Annotated in this window: 17 protein-coding genes and 1 riboswitch; of the genes, 13 read left to right on the top strand and 4 right to left on the bottom strand. The window is 69.7% G+C overall.

Annotated features, from left to right (window positions below; translation table 11 throughout):
* Nucleotides 1-27: 27 nt before the first annotated feature.
* Nucleotides 28-1,407 carry a cysteine desulfurase/sulfurtransferase TusA family protein gene (locus OHA81_RS09735; RefSeq protein ID WP_329194663.1) on the bottom strand — a complete coding sequence of 460 codons (1,380 nt, stop codon included), beginning with the start codon at nucleotides 1,405-1,407 and terminating at the stop codon, nucleotides 28-30.
* 283 nt (nucleotides 1,408-1,690) lie between these two features.
* On the opposite strand from OHA81_RS09735, the gene ctaC reads away from it, so the two are divergent.
* From ctaC to OHA81_RS09715, 4 genes are all read left to right on the top strand, one after another.
* Complete coding sequence (gene ctaC, locus OHA81_RS09730; RefSeq protein ID WP_329194662.1) at nucleotides 1,691-2,665, top strand: aa3-type cytochrome oxidase subunit II; 975 nt, start codon at nucleotides 1,691-1,693, stop codon at nucleotides 2,663-2,665.
* Nucleotides 2,662-4,398, top strand: coding sequence for an aa3-type cytochrome oxidase subunit I (gene ctaD / locus OHA81_RS09725; protein WP_329194661.1), 1,737 nt, complete (start codon nucleotides 2,662-2,664; stop codon nucleotides 4,396-4,398). The genes ctaC and ctaD overlap by 4 nt, the downstream gene beginning before the upstream one ends.
* Nucleotides 4,395-4,793, top strand: a complete 399-nt coding sequence (locus OHA81_RS09720) for a cytochrome c oxidase subunit 4 (protein WP_190182182.1) — start codon at nucleotides 4,395-4,397, stop codon at nucleotides 4,791-4,793. The genes ctaD and OHA81_RS09720 overlap by 4 nt, the downstream gene beginning before the upstream one ends.
* 115 nt (nucleotides 4,794-4,908) lie before the next feature.
* Nucleotides 4,909-6,156 carry a L,D-transpeptidase gene (locus tag OHA81_RS09715; protein ID WP_329194659.1) on the top strand — a complete coding sequence of 416 codons (1,248 nt, stop codon included), beginning with the start codon at nucleotides 4,909-4,911 and terminating at the stop codon, nucleotides 6,154-6,156.
* Between the two features lie 108 nt (nucleotides 6,157-6,264).
* Here OHA81_RS09715 and OHA81_RS09710 read toward each other — a convergent pair whose 3' ends face one another.
* Entirely contained in the window at nucleotides 6,265-6,666 is a 402-nt protein-coding gene (locus OHA81_RS09710; protein WP_329194657.1) for a hypothetical protein, read from the bottom strand.
* A gap of 201 nt (nucleotides 6,667-6,867) precedes the next feature.
* Between OHA81_RS09710 and ctaE the strand changes: the two genes are divergently transcribed.
* The 6 genes from ctaE to OHA81_RS09680 all read left to right on the top strand — a co-directional run bounded on the left by ctaE (nucleotide 6,868) and on the right by OHA81_RS09680 (nucleotide 14,126).
* Nucleotides 6,868-7,488: an aa3-type cytochrome oxidase subunit III gene (ctaE, locus tag OHA81_RS09705; protein WP_136215176.1), complete on the top strand. Its 621-nt coding sequence runs from the start codon at nucleotides 6,868-6,870 to the stop codon at nucleotides 7,486-7,488.
* 76 nt (nucleotides 7,489-7,564) lie between these two features.
* Nucleotides 7,565-8,374: a cytochrome bc1 complex diheme cytochrome c subunit gene (gene qcrC, locus OHA81_RS09700; RefSeq protein ID WP_329194654.1), complete on the top strand. Its 810-nt coding sequence runs from the start codon at nucleotides 7,565-7,567 to the stop codon at nucleotides 8,372-8,374.
* Nucleotides 8,371-9,429, top strand: coding sequence for a cytochrome bc1 complex Rieske iron-sulfur subunit (gene qcrA / locus OHA81_RS09695; RefSeq protein WP_329194652.1), 1,059 nt, complete (start codon nucleotides 8,371-8,373; stop codon nucleotides 9,427-9,429). The genes qcrC and qcrA overlap by 4 nt, the downstream gene beginning before the upstream one ends.
* Nucleotides 9,426-11,057 carry a cytochrome bc1 complex cytochrome b subunit gene (gene qcrB / locus OHA81_RS09690; protein ID WP_329194650.1) on the top strand — a complete coding sequence of 544 codons (1,632 nt, stop codon included), beginning with the start codon at nucleotides 9,426-9,428 and terminating at the stop codon, nucleotides 11,055-11,057. The genes qcrA and qcrB overlap by 4 nt, the downstream gene beginning before the upstream one ends.
* A gap of 168 nt (nucleotides 11,058-11,225) precedes the next feature.
* Nucleotides 11,226-12,290 (top strand): anthranilate phosphoribosyltransferase, encoded by a 1,065-nt coding sequence (gene trpD / locus OHA81_RS09685; protein ID WP_329194647.1) that lies wholly within the window; start codon nucleotides 11,226-11,228, stop codon nucleotides 12,288-12,290.
* An 84-nt stretch (nucleotides 12,291-12,374) separates the two neighbouring features.
* Nucleotides 12,375-12,491: riboswitch (SAM riboswitch) on the top strand.
* Nucleotides 12,492-12,704: 213 nt separating this feature from the next.
* Complete coding sequence (locus tag OHA81_RS09680) at nucleotides 12,705-14,126, top strand: aminotransferase class V-fold PLP-dependent enzyme (RefSeq protein ID WP_329194645.1); 1,422 nt, start codon at nucleotides 12,705-12,707, stop codon at nucleotides 14,124-14,126.
* A gap of 168 nt (nucleotides 14,127-14,294) precedes the next feature.
* Here OHA81_RS09680 and OHA81_RS09675 read toward each other — a convergent pair whose 3' ends face one another.
* Together OHA81_RS09675 and OHA81_RS09670 are read right to left on the bottom strand one after the other, a co-directional pair.
* Nucleotides 14,295-14,576 (bottom strand): Lrp/AsnC family transcriptional regulator, encoded by a 282-nt coding sequence (locus OHA81_RS09675; RefSeq protein WP_007263678.1) that lies wholly within the window; start codon nucleotides 14,574-14,576, stop codon nucleotides 14,295-14,297.
* Entirely contained in the window at nucleotides 14,573-15,319 is a 747-nt protein-coding gene (locus OHA81_RS09670; RefSeq protein ID WP_443056490.1) for a rhomboid family intramembrane serine protease, read from the bottom strand. The genes OHA81_RS09675 and OHA81_RS09670 overlap by 4 nt, the downstream gene beginning before the upstream one ends.
* A 133-nt stretch (nucleotides 15,320-15,452) precedes the next feature.
* Between OHA81_RS09670 and OHA81_RS09665 the strand changes: the two genes are divergently transcribed.
* The 3 genes from OHA81_RS09665 (at nucleotide 15,453) to OHA81_RS09655 (ending at nucleotide 18,419) form a co-directional block, all read left to right on the top strand.
* Nucleotides 15,453-15,692 carry a hypothetical protein gene (locus tag OHA81_RS09665; protein ID WP_030291802.1) on the top strand — a complete coding sequence of 80 codons (240 nt, stop codon included), beginning with the start codon at nucleotides 15,453-15,455 and terminating at the stop codon, nucleotides 15,690-15,692.
* Nucleotides 15,693-15,731: 39 nt separating this feature from the next.
* Nucleotides 15,732-17,096, top strand: coding sequence for an NYN domain-containing protein (locus tag OHA81_RS09660; RefSeq protein ID WP_329202134.1), 1,365 nt, complete (start codon nucleotides 15,732-15,734; stop codon nucleotides 17,094-17,096).
* A 300-nt stretch (nucleotides 17,097-17,396) separates the two neighbouring features.
* The gene (locus OHA81_RS09655) at nucleotides 17,397-18,419 is read left to right on the top strand and encodes a C40 family peptidase (protein WP_329194633.1); all 1,023 of its coding nucleotides are present in this window, start codon (nucleotides 17,397-17,399) and stop codon (nucleotides 18,417-18,419) included.
* Nucleotides 18,420-18,502 lie beyond the last annotated feature (83 nt).

Here is an 18,502-nt window from a genome sequence, read left to right as displayed (position 1 = left end):
CCCGGCACCGGCCGCGGGGCGTCGCCGTCACCGCAGGCGGCGGACCGCGTACGCCGCCCCGACCGGGCGCGGGGTCTCGCCCAGGTACGCGTGGCCCCGCATGGAGCACCACGCCGGGATGTCGAGCCGGGCCACCTCGTCGTCGGACACCACCGTCACCGTCCCGCCGACGGGCACCGTGCCGATCGCCCGCGCCAGCTCGATGACCGGCTGCGGGCACCGCAGGCCCAGCGCGTCCAGCTCCACCGACTCCGCGACCGGGACCGTCTCCTGGACCTGCGGCACCCCGAGCCGGGCCCGGATGCCCGCCACCGCCTTCGGCAGCACCTCCAGGAAGCCGTTCACCTCATCGGCGGTCGTCCCGGCCGGCAGTGACACCCGTACGTTCCCCTCCGACAGCACGCCCATCGCCTTGAGGACGTGCGACGCCGTCAGGGTGGAGCTGGTGCAGGAGGAGCCCGAGGACACCGAGTAGCCCGCCCGGTCCAGTTCGTGCAGCAGGGTCTCCCCGTCGGCGTACAGGCAGGAGAACGTGACCAGGTGCGGCAGCCGCCGTTCGGCGTCGCCGACCACCTCCACGTCCGGCACCAGCCGTGCCACCCGTCGCCGGATGCGGTCCACCAGCACCCGCAGCCGGGCCGCCTCCGCGTCCGCCTCGGCCCGCACGGCCCGCAGCGAGGCCGCCGCCGCCACGATGGCCGGGAGGTTCGCGAAGCCGGGGGAGCGGCCCGATTCCCGCTCGTCCGCGGGGTGTTGGGGCGCGAACCTGACGCCCTTGCGGACCACGAGCAGTCCCACCCCGGGCGGCCCGCCCCACTTGTGGGCGCTCGCGGTGAGCAGCGACCACGCCCCCTCGACCGGACCCCAGCCCAGGGACTGCGCCGCGTCCACCAGCAGCGGCACCCCGGCGGCCCCGCACAGCTCGGCCACCTCCGCCACCGGCTGGACGGTGCCCACCTCGTGGTTGGCCGACTGGAGGCAGGCCAGAGCGGTGGCCGGGTCCAGGGCGGCCGCGTACGCGTCGGGGGACACCGCCCCCAGCCGGTCCACCGCCACCTCCGTCACCGTGCCGCCGGAAGCCGCGTGCGCCTCGGCGGCGTGGAGGACGCAGCTGTGTTCGACCGCGGACACGACCAGCCGGCCGCCTACCCTCCGGCGCCCGGCCAGCGCCCCCGCCACGCCCGTGTGAACCGCGTGCGTCCCCGAAGGAGTGAACACGAGCTCGTCGGCGCGGCACCCCACCGCTTCGGCCGCCGCCTCCCGCGCCGCGTCCAGCAACAGCCGGGCGCGGCGCCCCTCGCGGTACAGCCGGACGGGATCGGCCCAGCCCTCGTCCAGGGCGGCCAGCAGGGCCTGCCTGGCCACGGGGTGCAGCGGGGCGGCGGAAGCGGAGTCGAAGTACGGCATACGGGCACGCTAACCGGCCCCCCGCCCCGGGCGAGGTCAGGGCCCGTCAGAAGGGGTGTCCCGCCCGCCGGTCAGGGCAGGATGGCCCGTCCCCCGGACGGCGCATCCATCCCTTCGGGGGCAGTAGCGGCGCGTTGGGCACCCTCCCCGCGCGACCCCAAATAGCGTCCAGTAGGGTTTGGTCCGCATAAACATCCAAACCCCTGCCTGCGTCAGGGCCGGCGACCGACCCGAACACGGCCGCGGCCGGCCGCGCGGGCCGAGACTCTCGGGAAGGCGCTACGTGAGTCCCTACGGCTCCGACCGCTCGCCGCGGCGCCCGATGCGGCGGAAGCTGCTGCAGGCGCTGACTGCGGGCGCGGTCCTGGCGACCGCCACTGGTTGCTCGTACAACTGGCAAGACTTCCCCCGCCTCGGAATGCCCACCCCGGTCACGGAGGAGGCGCCCCGCATCCTGTCCCTGTGGCAGGGGTCGTGGGCAGCCGCCCTCGTCACGGGCATCCTGGTCTGGGGCCTGATCATCTGGAGCGTCATCTTCCACCGGCGCAGCCGGACGAAGGTGGAGGTCCCCCCGCAGACCCGGTACAACATGCCCATCGAGGCGCTGTACACCGTGGTCCCGCTCATCATCGTCTCGGTGCTCTTCTACTTCACCGCGCGTGACGAGTCGAAGCTGCTGTCCCTCTCCGCCAAGCCGGCGCACACGATCAACGTGATCGGCTACCAGTGGAGCTGGGGCTTCAACTACGTCGAGGACGTCGACGGCGACGGGGCCACTCCGAAGGCGGGTGAGGTTCCCAAGAACCTCGCCAACATCCCGGACCGCTTCACCAAGGACTTCCCCGCGGGCGCCGAGGGCGTCTACGACAAGGGCGTCCCCGGCGAGCGGAACCCGCAGACCGGCAACCCGGGGCCGACCCTCTACCTGCCCAAGGGCGAGAAGGTCCGCTTCATCCTGTCGTCGAACGACGTCATCCACTCCTTCTGGGTGGTGCCCTTCCTGTTCAAGCAGGACGTGATCCCCGGTCACACCAACGTCTTCGAGGTCACCCCGGACCAGTTCGGCACCTACAAGGGCAAGTGCGCCGAGCTCTGCGGCGTCGACCACTCCCGGATGCTCTTCAACGTGAAGATCGTCTCGCCCGCCGAATACCAGGCGCACCTCAAGGAGCTGGCCAAGAAGGGGCAGACCGGCTTCCTCCCGGCCGGCATCAACCAGACGGACTCGGCCCGGAACGCGGAGACGAACAAACTGTGAGCATCCTCAACGAACCTCAGGGTGCCGCCGCAGCCGACTCGTACGAGAACGAGCTGCCGGTACGGCGCAAGCAGCCGGGCAACGTGGTCGTGAAGTGGATGACCACGACCGACCACAAGACCATCGGCACGATGTACCTGGTCACGTCGTTCGTGTTCTTCCTGATCGGCGGCGTGCTCGCGCTCTTCATGCGCGCCGAGCTGGCCCGTCCGGGCTCGCAGATCATGTCGAACGAGCAGTTCAACCAGGCGTTCACCATGCATGGCACGATCATGCTGCTGATGTTCGCCACCCCGCTGTTCGCGGGATTCGCGAACTGGATCATGCCGCTGCAGATCGGCGCGCCCGACGTGGCGTTCCCGCGGCTGAACATGTTCGCGTACTGGCTGTACCTCTTCGGCTCGACCATCGCGGTGGCCGGCTTCGTCACGCCGAACGGCGCCGCCGACTTCGGCTGGTTCGCCTACTCCCCGCTGTCGGACGCGGTCCGCTCGCCGGGCATCGGCGCCGACATGTGGATCATGGGTCTGGCCTTCTCGGGCTTCGGCACGATCCTCGGCTCGGTCAACTTCATCACCACGATCATCTGCATGCGCGCTCCCGGCATGACGATGTTCCGCATGCCGATCTTCACCTGGAACGTGCTGCTGACCGGTGTCCTGGTCCTGCTCGCCTTCCCGGTGCTGGCCGCCGCGCTCTTCGCGCTGGAGGCCGACCGGAAGTTCGGTGCGCACGTGTTCGACGCGTCCAACGGCGGCGCCCTGCTGTGGCAACACCTCTTCTGGTTCTTCGGCCATCCAGAGGTGTACATCATCGCGCTACCGTTCTTCGGCATCGTCTCCGAGATCATCCCGGTGTTCAGCCGCAAGCCGATGTTCGGTTACATCGGCCTGGTCGCCGCGACGATCGGCATCGCCGGCCTCTCGGTGACGGTGTGGGCCCACCACATGTACGTCACCGGCGGTGTGCTGCTGCCGTTCTTCTCCTTCATGACCTTCCTGATCGCGGTACCGACCGGTGTGAAGTTCTTCAACTGGATCGGCACCATGTGGAAGGGCTCGCTGTCCTTCGAGACCCCGATGCTCTGGACGATCGGCTTCCTGGTCACCTTCACCTTCGGTGGTCTGACCGGCGTCATCCTGGCCTCGCCCCCGATGGACTTCCACGTCTCCGACTCGTACTTCGTCGTCGCGCACTTCCACTACGTCGTCTTCGGCACCGTGGTCTTCGCGATGTTCGCCGGCTTCCACTTCTGGTGGCCGAAGTTCACGGGCAAGATGCTGGACGAGCGCCTCGGCAAGATCACGTTCTGGACGCTGTTCATCGGCTTCCACGGCACCTTCCTGGTGCAGCACTGGCTCGGTGCCGAGGGCATGCCGCGTCGTTACGCGGACTACCTCGCCGCCGACGGCTTCACCACCCTGAACACGATCTCCACGATCAGCTCCTTCCTGCTGGGCCTGTCGATGCTGCCCTTCATGTACAACGTCTGGAAGACGGCGAAGTACGGCAAGAAGATCGAGGTCGACGACCCGTGGGGCTACGGCCGTTCGCTGGAGTGGGCGACCTCCTGCCCGCCGCCGCGGCACAACTTCCTCACCCTGCCGCGGATCCGTTCCGAATCCCCGGCGTTCGACCTGCACCACCCGGAGATCGCGGCCCTCGACCACCTCGAGGACCACGCCGCCGGTGCCACGCAGGCCCTCACCGGCGACAAGGAGGCGGGCAAGTGAAGATCCAGGGCAAGCTGTTCCTGTGGCTCTCCTTCTTCATCCTGATCATGGCCATCGTCTACGGCGTGTGGTCGAAGGAGCCCGTGGGCACCACCGCGCTCTTCCTGGCCTTCGGCCTGAGCGTCATGATCGGCTACTACCTGGCCTTCACGGCCAAGCGCGTGGACGAGATGGCCCAGGACAACCTGGAGGCCGACGTCGCCGACGAGGCGGGCGAGCTGGGGTTCTTCTCCCCGCACAGCTGGCAGCCGCTCTCGCTGGGCATCGGCGGTGCGCTCGCGTTCATGGGCGTCATCTTCGGCTGGTGGCTCATGTACTTCTCGGCCCCGATCATCGTGATCGGCCTGTGGGGCTGGGTGTACGAGTACTACCGCGGTGAGAACCAGAACCAGTAGCAGGACCCGAGAGCACGGCACCTGGGGCCCGGACACCTCCAACGGAGGAGTCCGGGCCCCTCGTTTGCAGTCACCCCGCGCGCCGTAATTGTCATATCTTCATAGCGTTGGCTCCATGAAGCACTCACCGCGTCTTTGGACGGTACTCAGCTGCTCCCTGCTGGTCGCGTCCCTCGGGGCCGGCGCCACCGCGTGCGGGGGGTCCGACGACAACCCGCTGTCCGCCCGCCCGTACGACGCGGGCGACCACGTCGCCTTCAACCAGGCCGCGGGCGGCCGTCCGGTCGACCCCAACCGGCCCTTCGAGGTCACCTCGAAGGGCAGCGGAACCCGGATCACCGACGTGACCGTCGTGGACACCCACGGCCGCCGGCTGGCGGGCGAGCTCTCCGCCAAGGGCGACCGCTGGCACAGCACCGCCCCGATGGCCGCCGGCGTGCACTACACCGCCACCGTGAGCACGGAGGACGAGCGGGGCGCCCCAGGGCAGCGCACGCTGACGTTCGACACCACCCCGGCCAAGAAGGTCCTCCAGGTGGAATTCGGCCCGGACGCGGGCAAATACGGCGTCGGCCAGCCCCTCACGGCCGAACTGAACGAGCCGGTCCACGACAAGGCCGCCCGCGCCCTCGTGGAGCGCGGTCTGGTCGTGGACGCGCCGTCGGGCGTCGAGGGTGCCTGGCACTGGGTGGACGACAAGCACCTGCACTTCCGGCCCAAGGAGTACTGGCCCGCCCACTCCACGGTCTCCGTCCGGAGCAACCTCGAAGGCGTCAGGGTCACCGACGATCTCTACGGGACCGTCAGCAAGCCGCTGAAGCTGGAGATCGGGGACCGCGTCGAGGTCACCACCGACGCCGCGGCCCACTACCTCACCTTCAAGCGCAACGGTGAAGTGATCAACACCATTCCGGTGACCACGGGGAAGCCCGGCTTCTCCACGCGCAACGGCATCAAGGTGGTCCTGGGCAAGCAGTACTACGTCCAGATGCGCGGGGACACCGTCGGCATCGGCGGCAGCGAGTACTACAACCTGCCCGTCTACTACGCGACGCGCGTCACCTGGAGTGGTGAATACGTCCACGCCGCGCCGTGGTCCGTCGACTCCCAGGGCTACGAGAACGTCAGCCACGGCTGCACGGGCATGAGCACCGGCAACGCCGCCTGGTTCTACGAGAACATCACCGAGGGCGACATCGTCAAGGTGATCAACAGCATCGGCGAGGACATGGACACCTTCGGCAACGGCTTCGGCGACTGGAACATGGACTGGAAGGACTGGCGCGAGGGCAGCGCCCTGGTGGGCGGCACCCAGGAAGGCCGCAACGCGGTCGACCAGGCCCGACTGCGCCCCCAGGTCTGAACCGGCCCCGCAGGCACGCCCAGCGGCCCCGAACCGGCCCCCGGAAGCCCCTGAGGCTCCCGACGGGCCGGTTCCGCTCGAGCCGCGCCCGGAGGGCCCGGAGGGGCCCTAGGCGTCCAGGGACAGCCGGGCGCGCAGCAGGCGCGCCAGGGTCTGCGGGAACTCCACCGGGTCGACCGGAAGGGTGACCGCCGCGTCCGCGCGGCTCCAGGTGGCCAGCCAGGCGTCCTGCGGGCGCCCCATCAGCAACAGCACCGGCGGACAACGGAAGATCTCGTCCTTGATCTGCCGGCACACGCCCATGCCGCCCGCCGGAACGGCCTCGCCGTCCAGCACGCACGCGTCCACGCCGCCCTCGTCCAGCGCCTTGAGGACCGCCGGCAGCGTCGCGCACTCCAGGAACTCCACCGGCGGCAGGTCCGCGGCCGGCCTGCGCCCGGAGGCCAGCCGCACCTGCTCCCGGGTGCCCGCGTCGTCGCTGTAGACCAGAACTCGCGCAGTCGCCCGCATTTCGTTCCTCCACGTGTGCCCGTGAATCACGTTGATGTTGCGCGGGATGCTACTCCGTCCGACCGCTTGTCAACATCGGTTCGGCCGGGCCCGCGGACACCTGCCGGTAAGCCGATCTGATGGGCCGTTCGGGCCTTGCACACCCCTCTGACACTCCGAACGGCACCCCCCGGGGTGAGGGCGGGATAAGCGACCGACATAATGTCGGTCGTGGCGACAGCAACGACAGTAGATACCGGGCACGCGCACCCGACGGTCAACCGGCCGAACCTCGTCAGCGTCGGAACCATCATCTGGTTGAGTTCCGAGCTGATGTTCTTCGCGGCCCTCTTCGCGATGTACTTCACCCTGCGATCCGTGACGGGCGCCGAGTACTGGACAGAACAGGCTTCGGCCTTGAACCTGCCCTTCTCGGCGACGAACACCACGATCCTGGTGCTCTCCTCCCTCACCTGCCAGCTCGGCGTATTCGCCGCCGAGCGCGGTGACGTGAAGAAGCTCCGGACGTGGTTCATCGTCACGTTCGTCATGGGTGCGATCTTCATTGGCGGCCAGGTGTTCGAGTACACCGATCTGGTCAAGGAGGAGGGACTCTCCCTCAAGTCCGGACCGTACGGATCGGTGTTCTACCTGACCACCGGCTTCCACGGTCTGCACGTGACAGGCGGTCTCATCGCCTTCCTGCTGGTCCTCGGCCGGACGTACGCGGCCAAGAGGTTCACCCACGAACAGGCCACGTCGGCCATCGTCGTGTCCTACTACTGGCACTTCGTCGATGTCGTCTGGATCGGCCTCTTCGCGACGATCTACCTGATCAAGTAGCGAACACGTCGCCGGGCAGGCCCCGGCAACCCATCCAGAAACACCGACGCAGAAGATCCTGACACCGGGGTAATCCGTGAAAAAGCTCTCCGCACGACGACGCCATCCGCTGGCGGCGGTCGTCGTTCTACTCCTCGCGCTGGCGGCCACTGGGGGGCTTTACGCCGCCTTCGCCCCCGCGGGCAAGGCGCAGGCCGATGAAACCGCCCAGTCCCTCGCCATCGAGGAGGGCAAGAAGCTCTACGCCGTGGGCTGCGCAAGCTGCCACGGAACCGGCGGTCAGGGTTCCACTGACGGCCCCAGCCTGGTCGGCGTCGGCTCCGCGGCCGTCGACTTCCAGGTGAGCACGGGCCGCATGCCCGCCCAGCAGCCCGGCGCCCAGGTGCCGGCGAAGCCTCCGGTCTACACGCAGGCCCAGATCGACCAGCTGGCCGCGTACATCTCCTCCCTGGGAGCCGGCCCGTCCGTGCCCACCCAGAAGCAGGTCGACCCGGCGGGTGCCGACATCGCCAAGGGTGGCGAACTGTTCCGCAACAACTGCGCGCAGTGCCACAACTTCACCGGCGAGGGCGGCGCCCTGACGCACGGCAAGTACGCTCCCAACCTTGCGGACGTCTCGCCGAAGCACATCTACGAGGCCATGCTCACCGGCCCGCAGAACATGCCCTCCTTCCCCGACAGCACGATGCCGGAGAAGCAGAAGAAGGACATCATCGCGTACCTCCAGAACGTGAACGGCGACGAGTCGGTCAGCCCTGGCGGCCTGAAGCTCGGTGGCCTCGGCCCCGTCTCCGAGGGTCTGTTCGGCTGGATCTTCGCTCTGGGTGCGCTGATCGCTGTCGCCGTCTGGGTCGCGGCCCACACCGCTAAGGCCAAGAAGTCATGAGTAGCCAAGACATTCCCGAAGAGAAGCACCTGCCGAGCGAGCAGGGCGACGCGCACCACGGTGGCGTAGCAGTCGCGGACGACCCGTTCGCCGACCCGGGCCTGCCGGTCCACAAGCCGCGCATCCAGGACATCGACGAGCGGGCCGCCAAGCGGTCCGAGCGCACTGTCGCGATGCTGTTCACGCTGTCGATGCTGGCCACGATCGGCTTCATCGCCGCGTACGTGACCATCCCCGTCGACAGGTTCGTGTACATCTTCCCCATCGGGAAGGTGAGCGGCCTGAACTTCGCCCTCGGCCTGACCCTGGGCACGGCCCTCTTCTGCATCGGCGCGGGCGCGGTCCACTGGGCCCGCACCCTGATGTCCGACGTGGAGGTCGCCGACGAGCGCCACGCCATCGCGGCGCCGCCGGAGGTCAAGGCCAAGGTCCTCCAGGACTTCGCCGACGGTGCGAGCGAGTCGGCCATCGGCCGCCGTCCGCTGATCCGCAACACCATGCTGGGCGCGCTGGCCATGCTGCCGCTGTCCGCCCTGGTGATCATGCGGGACCTGGGCCCGCTGCCCGAGGACAAGCTCCGCAAGACCGTCTGGGCCAAGGGCAAGCTGCTCATCAACCAGAACACGATGGAGCCGCTGCGTCCCGAGGACGTGGTCGTCGGTTCGCTGACCTTCGCCATGCCGGAAGGCCTGGAGGAGACCCAGCACGACTTCCAGAACCAGATCGCCAAGGCCGCCCTGATGATCGTCCGGCTCCAGCCGCAGGACATCAAGGACAAGCGGGAGCTGGAGTGGTCCCACGACGGCATCGTGGCGTTCTCCAAGATCTGTACCCACGTCGGCTGCCCGATCAGCCTGTACGAGCAGCAGACGCACCACGTGCTCTGCCCGTGCCACCAGTCCACCTTCGACCTCTCCGACGGCGCCCGAGTCATCTTCGGCCCCGCTGGTCACGCGCTTCCGCAGCTGCGGATCGGCGTCAATGACGAAGGCTTCCTCGAAGCGCAGGGCGACTTCGAAGAGCCCGTCGGTCCTGCATTCTGGGAGCGCGGATGAGCACTGCCACCACCACCGACAGTCAGCGCAAAGCGCCCGCCGGCGAGCGGGTAGCGGACTGGGCCGACGGCCGCCTGGGCATCTACAGCCTGGCCAAGTCGAACATGCGCAAGATCTTCCCGGACCACTGGTCCTTCATGCTCGGTGAGATCTGCCTCTACAGCTTCATCATCATCATCCTCACGGGTGTGTACCTGACGCTGTTCTTCCACCCGAGCATGAACGAGGTCGTCTACCACGGCCCGTACGTGCCGATGCAGGGCGTCCCGATGTCAGAGGCCTTCGCCTCGACGCTCGACATCAGCTTCGACGTCCGCGGCGGTCTGCTCATCCGGCAGATCCACCACTGGTCGGCGCTCATCTTCGTCGCGGCCATGGTCGTGCACATGATGCGCGTGTTCTTCACCGGCGCGTTCCGCAAGCCGCGTGAGGTCAACTGGATCTTCGGCTTCCTGCTGCTGGTCCTCGGCATGTTCACCGGTTTCACCGGTTACTCCCTGCCGGACGACCTGCTCTCGGGCACCGGTGTCCGCTTCATGGAGGGCGCGATCCTGTCCGTGCCGATCGTCGGCACGTACCTGTCGTTCTTCCTCTTCGGCGGCGAGTTCCCCGGCGGCGACTTCGTCGCACGGTTCTACTCGATCCACATCCTGCTGCTGCCCGGCATCATGATGGGCCTGCTGGTGGCCCACCTGATCCTGGTCTTCTACCACAAGCACACCCAGTACGCGGGCCCCGGCAAGACGAACAACAACGTCGTCGGCATGCCGCTGCTGCCGGTCTACATGGCCAAGGCCGGAGGCTTCTTCTTCCTGGTCTTCGGTGTCATCGCGGCCATCGCGGCGCTCGCCTCGATCAACCCGATCTGGGCGCTCGGCCCGTACCGCCCGGACCACGTGTCCACCGGTGCGCAGCCCGACTGGTACATGGGTATGCCGGAAGGCCTGATCCGTGCCATGCCGGGCTGGGAGATCAACCTGTGGGGCCACACCCTCGTCCTGGGCGTGTTCATCCCGCTGCTGCTCTTCCCGCTGGTGCTGGGCGCGATCGCCGTCTGGCCGTTCATCGAGTCCTGGGTCACCGGGGACAAGCGTGAGCACCACCTGCTGGACCGCCCGCGCAACGTCCCGACCCGTACGGCCTTCGGTGTCGCCTGGATCGCGGAGTACATCGTGCTCCTGATCGGCGGTGGAAACGACATGTTCGCGCAGTACTTCCACCTCTCGATCAACAACATCACCTGGTTCGTCCGGATCGGCTTCTTCGTCGTCCCGGTCCTCGCCTTCATCGCCACCAAGCGGATCTGCCTCGGCCTCCAGCGCCGGGACCACGACAAGGTGCTGCACGGTCGCGAGACCGGCATCATCAAGCGCCTGCCGCACGGTGAGTTCGTCGAGGTCCACGAGCCGCTGCCGCAGGCCAAGCTGCACACGCTCACCGCGCATGAGCAGTACCAGCCGATCGAACTCGGCCCGACGGTCGACGAGAACGGCGTGGAGCGCAAGCCCAAGGCCATGGAGAAGCTCCGCGCGAAGCTCAGCAAGGGCTTCTACGCGGAGAACAACCAGATTCCGAAGCCCACGGTGGAGGAGTACAAGGAGATCCAGAGCGGCCACGGCCACCACTGATCTCCGGGAGGACCCGTTAGAGGGATCGGTTCCGGCCAATCCCCGTGTCGCCACGGCGAGAGCCCCGTCCAGGGTCTGGACGGGGCTCTTTGCCGTCCGCCGAGGCTGGATAGGCTGGGCTCCTCACCCCATTCGACGTGGAACTTTCCCGAGCAGCAGGAGCGGACCATGAACGTTGTGACCCCGGCAGGCGGCGACAGCGTGGCGGCCCGCGGCTGGCCGGGTCTCCTCGACGCCCTGCTCACCGGCCGGGACCTGGGCCCGGACGACACCGCCTGGGCCATGGACCGGATCATGCGGGGCGAGGCCACGGACGCGCAGATCGCCGGGTTCGTGGTGGCGCTGCGGGCCAAGGGGGAGACCGTCGCGGAGATCAACGGCATGGTGCGTGCCATGTACGAACACGCCAACCTCATCGAGGTCCCGGGCCGGACGGTGGACATCGTCGGCACGGGCGGGGACGGCGCGAAGACGGTCAACATCTCCACCATGTCGGCGCTCGTGGTGGCCGGAACGGGCGCCAAGGTGGTCAAGCACGGGAACCGGGCCGCCTCTTCGGCGAGCGGCTCCTCCGACGTACTGGAGAAGCTCGGCGTCAACCTCAACCTCACCCCGGCCCGGGTCGTCGAGGTCGCGGAAGAGGCCGGCATCACCTTGTGCTTCGCCGTCAAGTTCCACCCCGCGCTGCGGCACGTGGCGGCGGCCCGCAAGGAGCTGGGCATCCGGACCACCTTCAACTTCCTCGGCCCGCTGACCAACCCGGCGAAGGTGCGCGCGCAGGCCACGGGCGTGGCCGACGCCCGGGTGGCGCCCATCGTCGCCGGGGTGCTCGCGGAGCGGGGTTCCTCGGCGCTGGTCTTCCGCGGCGACGACGGCATGGACGAACTGACCACGACCGCCACCTCGCGGGTCTGGTGGGTCCGCGAGGGCACCGTCACCGAGCTGCCGTTCGACCCGCGCGACGTCGGTATCCCGATCGTGGGCGCCGGGGACCTGCGCGGCGAGGACGCCTCGTACAACGCGGACGTCGCCCGCCGGTTGCTGGCCGGCGAGACCGGTCCCGTACGCGACGCCGTCCTGCTGAACTCGGCGGCTGCCCTGGTGGCGCTGGATCCGGGCACGGGCTCGCTGGAGGAGCAGATCGCCGCGGGCATCGCCCGTGCGGCCGAATCCATCGACTCGGGCGCGGCGCGGGCGGCGTTGGAGCGCTGGGTCGCGGCCAGCAACGCGTAGGTCCTCGGGCGCGGCGGTGGGCCCCGGTCCGGAATGTGGACCGGGGTCCCCGGCGTGGGGGATCTTGTGGCAGGATGCTGGGCAGGTCACGAGTGACAGCGTTTTGGCCCCGGCTCGCTGTCCGGCAACCCTCCTTCCGTGGCGGGGTGCCCCGGGTGATGACCAGGCCGTAGGCAGTGAGGTCTACGGCAAGCGCGGATCCCTCGAAACCGGGGATCCTGGTTGTCGAGGAGCGTTTTCCATGAGCAAGCGAATGCGATAGGGCGGCTCCGCCCCTTCTTCACCCTCGGAAACAGGGTCCCTTCCGCGTACCCGCATCCCCGAGGCATCCCCGTACCCCGGACGGCCGCAGGGCCGTACCCGCGTACGGGCAGACCCCGAAGCCGTTCCGCCCTGCCGCCGGGAGACACCGCCATGTCCGCATACGCATCCGCAACCGCATCCCTGAACACCACCGCCGACCGCACCCCGTGTGCCGAGCCGCTGCCCGTGCTCGGCCGGGACGTCACCGTCCCGCTCGTCACCGGTGGCGAGGTCACCTACGCGGCGCTCGACTACGCGGCCAGCGCGCCGGCGCTGCAGCGGGTGTGGGACGACGTGGCCGCGTACGCCCCGTACTACGGCAGCGTGCACCGCGGCGCCGGGTACCTCTCGCAGCTGTCCACCGACCTGTTCGAGCAGAGCCGGGTCACGGTCGCGGAGTTCCTGGACTGCCGCCCCGCCGACCAGGTGGTCTTCACCCGGTCCACGACCGACTCGCTGAACCTGCTCGCCGCCGTGCTCCCGGCCGGCTGCCAGGTCTTCGTCTTCGAGACCGAGCACCACGCGTCGCTGCTGCCGTGGGGCGACGCGCGGGTCACCTACCTCGACGCGCCGCGCACCCCGGACGAGGCCGTCGCCACCCTGGAGCGGGCGCTGGCCGCGCGGGACCCTTACGGCCCGGCGCTGGTGTGCGTCACCGGCGCGTCCAACGTCACCGGCGAACTGTGGCCGGTGAAGGAACTCGCCGCCGCGGCGCACGCCCACGGCGCGCGGATCGTGCTGGACGCCGCCCAGCTGGCGCCGCACCACCCCGTCTCGGTGCGGGAACTGGACGTGGACTGGATCGCCTTCTCCGGGCACAAGCTCTACGCGCCGTTCGGCTCGGGCGTGCTCGCCGGGCGGGCCGACTGGCTCCAGGAGGCGCAGCCCTACCTGGCCGGTGGCGGAGCCTCGCGGAAGGTGGCGCGGCGCGAGGACGGGGGCGTGGACGTCGAGTGGCACACCACGGCCGCGCGGCACGAGGCCGGCTCCCCGAACGTCATCGGCGTCTACTCCATCGCCTCCGCCTGCCGGGCGCTGACCGAGGCGGGCTTCGAGGGCCTGGTCGAGCGGGAGCAGCACCTGATCGGCAAGGTCCGCGACGGCCTGGCGGAGGTCCCGGCGGTCCGCGTGCTGTCCCTGTTCGGCAACGACGCCCCGCGGGTCGGCGTGATCTCGTTCGTGGTGGAGGGCTGGAACAGCTCGCACTTCGCCGCCGCGCTGTCGGCCGAGTACGGCATCGGCGTCCGCGACGGCCTGTTCTGCGCCCACCCGCTGGTGCGGACGCTGCTCGGCAGTGAGCCGCAGGCCCAGGGCGAATGCGGAGCGCCGGAGGCGGCGGGCGAGCGGAGCGAGGTGGGGGTCCCCCCGGCCGAAGGCCGGGGGAGGTCGCTGAACGCGATCCGCGTCAGCTTCGGCGCGGGCACCCCCGACGAGCACGTCGAGCGCTTCGTCCGCGCGGTCCGCGAGCTCGTCGCGGACGGCGCCAAGTGGAAGTACCGCACCGAAGAGGGCCGCTGCGTCCCCGTTTCCTGACGCGCCTGCGGGGGAGCCGCGCTCCCGCGCACGTCCTGTCCGGCGACGGCACGCCCGGGAGTCCGTGACGGGCAGCCGGCGGCCGAGCGGCCCGGCCGGGGGAGAGCCGGCCGGAGCCGTGGGGCGGGCCCGGGGCGCCGGCCCGGGTTCCGCTGCCCCCGGCCAGGACTACGCGTCGAGGCCGATGGCGAACGCGGCTTCCAGGTCGTGCTGGGAGTACGTGCGGAACGCCACGTGGGTGTCCGTCGCCTCCACGCCCGGGATCTTGCTGATGCGGCCCGGGATGATGTCCGCCAGGTTCTCGTGGCGGGCGACGCGGACCAGCGCGATGAGGTCGTAGGTGCCGGTGACGGAGTAGACCTCGCTGACGCTGTCCAGCTGCGCGATGGACTCGGCGATCTCGGGGATGCGGTCCACGCTGGTCTTGATGAGCACGATCGCGGTGATCACGGTTGGCTGTCTCCCTCGCTGGCCGTCGCTGGTCGCTTCACTCTAGTCGCACGCCGATACCGCACCCAGGCGTAGGCGAACCCGACGGAGAAGCCCACCACGTGGGCCAGGTACGCCACCCCCGGCCCGCTCGCCGCCCGGTGGGCCGCCAGCCACTGCAGGACGAACCAGAACATCAGCACGATCCACGCGGGGAACCGCAGCGGCAGGAAGAACAGGAACGGGAACAGGCTCGTCACCCGGGCCCGCGGGAACAGGCACAAGAACGCCCCCAGCACCGCCGAGATCGCCCCCGAGGCGCCGACCAGCGTCTGGTCGGAGGTGGCGTTGGCCGCCGCGTAGGCCGCAAGGGCCAGGTAGCCGCAGGCGACGTAGAAGACCAGGAACGCCGCCCGGCCCATCCGCTCCTCCGCCATCGCGCCGAACACGTGGAGGAAGAGCATGTTGCCGAGCAGGTGCAGCCAGCTCCCGTGCACGAACAGTGCCGTCAGCGGCGTGAGCAGGGCCCGTGCCGTCCCCGCGAAGAGCTCGTCCGGGACCACGCCCCAGCGCCGGAAGTACGCCGTCCCCGTCTCCAGCAGCAGGTCACCCGTCCCGTACTCCGGGTTCAGCCCGGAGGCCGGGCCGAGGACGAACACCAGACAGCAGCCCGCGATCAGCGCGCGGGTGACCACCGGGCCCCGCACGGCCTCCCGCAAGGCCTCGGCGAGGGCCTGCCACCTTACGATCATGGGACAGAGCATGACGCAGCACAGCCCCCGTGCGGGTGGTGCCAGGCCGTAGGGTTACGTGCTGCGGTCCGTCGAAGGTGCCATCGGCCCCCGACGGCCCGCGGGCGGCTTTAATTGAAAGAGCTACGAAGGAGAGAGCGACCTGATGACGGTTCCCCTGCCGACCGACACCACACGGTGGCGCTGCACCCTGTGCGGCAACCTCACGCGCTTCGACGTCACCCGGTCGTCGAAGGTCGTGGAGTACGTCCACCTGGACCTCGCCGGGGAGCCCAAGGTCGAGGAGCGCGAGGTGGTCAATGAGACCATCGAGTCGGTCCGCTGCCGCTGGTGCAACGCGGTGGACCAGATCGAGCTCGTGGACAGGCCGGGCACGGACTCCTGACGGAGCCGGGCCCACAGTAGATCACGGTAGGGGTGACGGATTGTGGAGCCAGCAAGCGGCGCTGAGCCGGCCGACGCGGCCGGCGACGCCGCGGAGGTGCTCGACCGCCCGCTGCCGGAAGGCGTGCGGCGCCGGGTCATCGCGCTCGTCTCGGACGCCTTCGGCGGCCTGACCGTCGCGGACCTGCCCGCGCAGCTGCGCCAGTACGCCCGGTTCACCCCGACCCGGCGCGCCAAGTTCGCCGGCAACGCGATGGCCGCGGCGGTGGAGACGGACGCCGTCTTCCGCGGACGCGTCGCGGAGAAGCTCCGGGACGCCCAGGCGGAGCTGGCCGGGGCACTGGAGTGCGGTGCCCCGCCCGCCGCCGCCGACCCGCTGGACGTGGCGGCGGCCGCGTACGTCCTGCGCCCCTCCGGCTGGGTCAAGCTCGTCGCCGCCGCCGGTGAGGAGGTCCAGCGGGCGGACGCCGAACGGGTCGGCGACGAGACCCGGCGCGAGCTGGAACGGCTGCGCGAGGAACTCGCCCACGCGCGCGAGACGCAGCGCTCGGGCGGCGAGCAGGTACGGGCCGAGCTCGACGCCGCCCGCAAGGAAGCGGAATCGCTTCACCGCAAGCTGCGCAGCGCCCAGAGCGACGTCAAGCGGGGCGAGGCGGCCCTGCGCAAGCTGACCGCCGAGGTCGACGGCATCCGCGGTGACGCGGCCGCCCGGGTCGCCGCCGCCGAGAGCGAGAGCCGCCGGCTCAAGTCCCGTCTGGCGGAGGTGGAGTCGGCGCTGGAGACCTCGCGCCGGGCCACCCGGGAGGGGCGCAGCATCGAGGACATGCGGCTGCGGCTGCTGCTGGACACCGTCCTCGACGCGGCCGCCGGGCTGCGCCGCGAGCTGGCACTGCCGCCGGTCTCCACGCGGCCGGCCGACACGGTGGACGCGGTGGAGCCGGGCCGGATGACGCCGAAGGACATCGCGGCACGTGCCCTGTCGGAGACCGATCCGGCGCTGCTGGACCAGCTGTTGGCGCTGCCCCAGGCGCACTTGGTGGTCGACGGCTACAACGTGACGAAGACCGGCTACCCGACGATGCCGCTGGAGAAGCAGCGGCTGAGGCTGCTGGGCGGGCTGTCGATGCTGGCCGCCCAGACGGGTGCGGAGATGACCTGTGTCTTCGACGGCGCCGAACTGGCCGCCCCGGTGCTGCTCGCACCGCCGCGCGGGGTGCGCGTGCTGTTCTCCAAGGCGGGGGTGACGGCGGACGAGCTGATCCGCCAGCTGGTGCGGGCCGAGCCGCCCGGCCGTCCGGTGGTCGTGGTGTCCACCGACCGGGAGGTCGCGGACGGGGTGGCGAAGTCCGGAGCCCGGCCCGTTACGTCCGCCTTGCTCCTCAAGCGGCTTTCGCGCGTTTCGTAAGGTTCACGCCGTCGATGCGGCGTATTCGGGCGTCTTGGCAACTGCCGTCCCCGATGTCGGAATTGGCGGTGCATCGAGGGAACGTACCGTCAACTCCCCGGCACCCACAGTGGCCTGGGTGTGAAGAAGTCGTTGAAGGGGCGATTTTTTGCTCCCGGGGATTTGAAGTGATCACAGCGGGGTCACTAGTGTCTGTTCAAACCTTCGTGCGGTAGATCACTCATTCGGGGTGACGGCGGAGGTGCTGCCGCCGTGTGTGAGTGCCCCATCGGCGGCCGGAGGAAGAAGGAGCTCGCCTTCGTGGCGTCCCACCGTCGACCCAAGCAGCCCACCCGCACGCGCGTGTCCGTGCTCACCGCCCTCGCCGCGGCCACCGTCGCGCTCACCTCCCAGGCGGCGAGCGCCGCTCCGGGGCAGCCGAGCAAGGACGAGGTCAAGGCGAAGGTCGACGCCCTCTACGACGAGGCGGAACAGGCCACCGAGAAGTACAACGGGGCCAAGGACCGCCAGGACAAGCTGGAGAAGGAGATCGCGCAGCTCCAGGACTCGGTGGCGCGCGGCCAGCTCGAACTCAACGACATGCGCAACACGCTGGGTTCGATGGCCAGCGCGCAGTACCGCACCGGCGGCATCGACCAGTCCCTCACCCTCCTCCTCTCCGACGACCCGCAGAGCTACCTCGACAAAGCCTCCACGCTCCAGCAGTTGAGCGGCAAGCAGATCGAGGCCGTCGGCAGGATCCAGGCCAAGCAGCGTGCCCTCGCGCAGCAGCGCCAGGAGGCCGCCGGCAAGCTCGCGGACCTCGACGCCACCCGCAAGGTGCTCGGCGAGCAGAAGAAGGCCACGCAGGACAAGCTCGCCGAGGCGCAGGCCCAGTTGAACAGCCTGAGCGCGCAGGACCGGGCCCGGCTCCAGGACGAGGAGGGCAAGGCCAGCAGCAGCGCCGCCCAGAGCGCCGGGAACGTCAAGGGTTCGGGTCGGGCCGGTGCCGCGCTCGCCGCCGCCAAGACGAAGCTGGGCAGCGGCTACCACATGGGCGACACGGGGCCCAACTCCTTCGACTGCTCCGGACTCACCCAGTGGGCCTACGCGCAGGCGGGTGTCAGCATCAGCCGTGTCACCTACACCCAGGTGAACGACGGGACCCGCATCGGCCGCAGCCAGCTCCAGCCGGGCGACCTGGTGTTCTTCTACGACGACCTGCACCACGTCGGCCTGTACGCGGGCAACAACATGACGCTGCACGCCTCCAACCCGAAGGGCGGCGTCAAGTACGAGTCGATGGACAACATGCCGTTCCAGTTCGGCGTCCGCGTCGGCTGATCCGAACCCCCAGGACGCGCCGTACACCGCCCATCCGGGCGAATTGCTCGGCTCGGCCCTGACCCCGCGCCCCGCCGGTGACC

The sequence above is a fragment of the Streptomyces sp. NBC_00667 genome, from assembly GCF_036226825.1.
Classification (GTDB): domain Bacteria; phylum Actinomycetota; class Actinomycetes; order Streptomycetales; family Streptomycetaceae; genus Streptomyces.
Note: the sequence above shows the minus strand (reverse complement) of the source record. Positions and strands in the feature narration are given on the sequence as shown.